Source organism: Microbacterium sp. Leaf351, assembly GCF_001423825.1.
Lineage (GTDB): Bacteria > Actinomycetota > Actinomycetes > Actinomycetales > Microbacteriaceae > Microbacterium > Microbacterium ginsengisoli.
The window spans coordinates 37530-39662 of record NZ_LMPK01000034.1 but is presented as its reverse complement, the minus strand read 5'-3'; the positions used below and the strand labels follow the sequence as shown (position 1 = coordinate 39662).

The window sequence follows — 2133 nt, the reverse complement described above, 5'->3', positions numbered from 1 at the left end:
CCGGCGCTCCCCGCAAGCCGAAGGGCAAGCCTCCCGCAGATCTCCGCTGGCGAATGGCCCAGCGAGAAGCTGATCGGCGGGCGGAACCGGATGCCGCGCAGCATCCGTCATCGCCCGACCTCACCCCACCCGTCACACCGCCGTCGGAAGAGAACCCCTCGTGAACGTCCGGACCCGCCTCGCCGCCGCGCTCGCCGCCGTCGTGCTCCTGCTGACGATCGCGACGCCCGCGACCGCGGACTCGTACGCGCCGATCTCCGGATCCGGATCCACCTGGTCGCAGAACGCCCTCGACCAGTGGCGCAAGAACGTGGCGAGCAATTACGGCATGACGGTGAACTACTCGGGAACCGGCTCCAGCGCCGGTCGCACCGACTTCATCAACCAGACCGTCGATTTCGCCATCTCCGAGATCCCCTTCCAGTCCAAGCCCGAGGACGGTTCGGCAGCCGAGGTCCCGCCCGTGTCGTACGCCTACATGCCGATCGTCGCCGGCGGCACGTCGCTGATGTACAACCTCAAGATCGGCGGCAAGCGGGTCACCAATCTCCGGTTGTCCGGTGAGGTGATCGCGAAGATCTTCACGGGCAAGATCACGAAGTGGAACGATCCCGCAGTACAGGCCGACAACCCGGGTCTCGCGATGCCCGACCGGACGATCACGCCGGTGTACCGCTCGGATGGCTCGGGTACGAGCGCGCAATTCACGCTGTGGATGTCGACCCAGTACTCGTCGATCTGGACGTACGGCATGCGATCGCAGTTTCCCGCCGTCAACTCCACCTTCAAAGGACAGAACGGCTCGCTCGGCGTCGCGGGGTATGTGAGTCAGGACTACGGCGAGGGGGCGATCACGTACGTCGAGTATTCGTACGCGATGAAGTCCGGATTCCCGGTGGCGAAGGTCCTCAACAAGGCGGGCTACTACGTCGAGCCGACGTACCAATCTGTCGCGGTGGCGATGCTCGCGGCGACGATCAACCCGGACCTCACCCAGAACCTCACCGGCGTGTACAACAACACCGACCCGCGAACCTACCCCATGTCGAGCTACTCGTACATGATCGTGCCGTTGCAGCCGACCAAGGTCTTCACCACGGACAAGGGCAAGACCCTCAGCAAGTTCGCCGACTACATGATCTGCGAGGGTCAGCAGCAGGCAGCCGCGCTCGGCTATTCGCCACTGCCCATGAACCTCGTGCAGGCGGCATCGGCGGTCGTCGCCAAGATCCCGGGATCGGTCGGCGGCGTCGACTTCAACAACTGCAACAATCCGACGTTCAAGGCGGGCGACTCACCGACGAGCAACCAGCTGGCCTCGACGGCACCCCAGCCCGCCGCCTGTGACAAGCAGGGCCCGACTCAGTGCACCAGCGGAACCGGTGGCGCGCAGCAGTCGACGGCCGCCACGGGGTCGGGGGCTGTGAACAACTCCTCCAGCGGCGGCGCATCCTCCTCCGGGGGAGGCTCGGGCGGCACCTCCACCGGGTCGACCGCAGACGGGGCGAGCACGGGCACAGCGGTGTACGACGCCAACGGCAACATCGTCTCGGGGTCCGCCGGCGGATCATCCGGGCAGGCTGCTGTGTCCGCCCCGTTCACGCTCGCATCGGATGGGTGGGGGCCCCAGCAGTACCTCATGCTCGCCGCGGGGGTGCTGCTTCTCGCCGCCGTGATCCTGCCACCCACCCTGATTCGCCGACGCGGACGCAGACCCGACAGTCGACGCTGACCCGAGCTGTCCGCGACGAGCACTCGGCTCGTTTGCCCGGCGACGATCCGATCGAGTGTCGTCGTTACCGGTCGGTTCATCGGCAATACACCACCCGCTTTTAGCTTGAGAGCGTTCGGGTGAACGCTCGCCCCTGCCAGGAGGAACGTCGTGCCCACCGTCCCGCGTCAGCGCCGCCAGCGCTGGATCGCGTCCGTCGCCGTCGGGCTGATCTGCGGACTCGTCGCGTTCGGCGCGACCACGGCGATCGGCATTGCGGCGGCACCGCCGGCGCACGCGGCGACCGACACCTCCTCTGCAGTGACGATCACGTCGGCTCAGCAGGATCCGGATGTCGCGAACGCCCCGATGCCCGATCTCGCTGTGACGATCTCGCAGACCCAGAACCTCACGTCGCAGGG

The 2133-nt window shown here is 66.8% G+C and carries 2 protein-coding genes; both read left to right on the top strand.

Annotated features, from left to right (window positions below):
• Positions 1 to 160: 160 nt before the first annotated feature.
• Complete coding sequence (gene pstS, locus ASG00_RS10315) at positions 161 to 1732, top strand: phosphate ABC transporter substrate-binding protein PstS (RefSeq protein WP_056209316.1); 1572 nt, start codon at positions 161 to 163, stop codon at positions 1730 to 1732.
• A 150-nt stretch (positions 1733 to 1882) separates the two neighbouring features.
• The coding region (locus ASG00_RS15435; protein WP_162238389.1) for a hypothetical protein at positions 1883 to 2133 on the top strand (251 nt) is incomplete at its 3' end.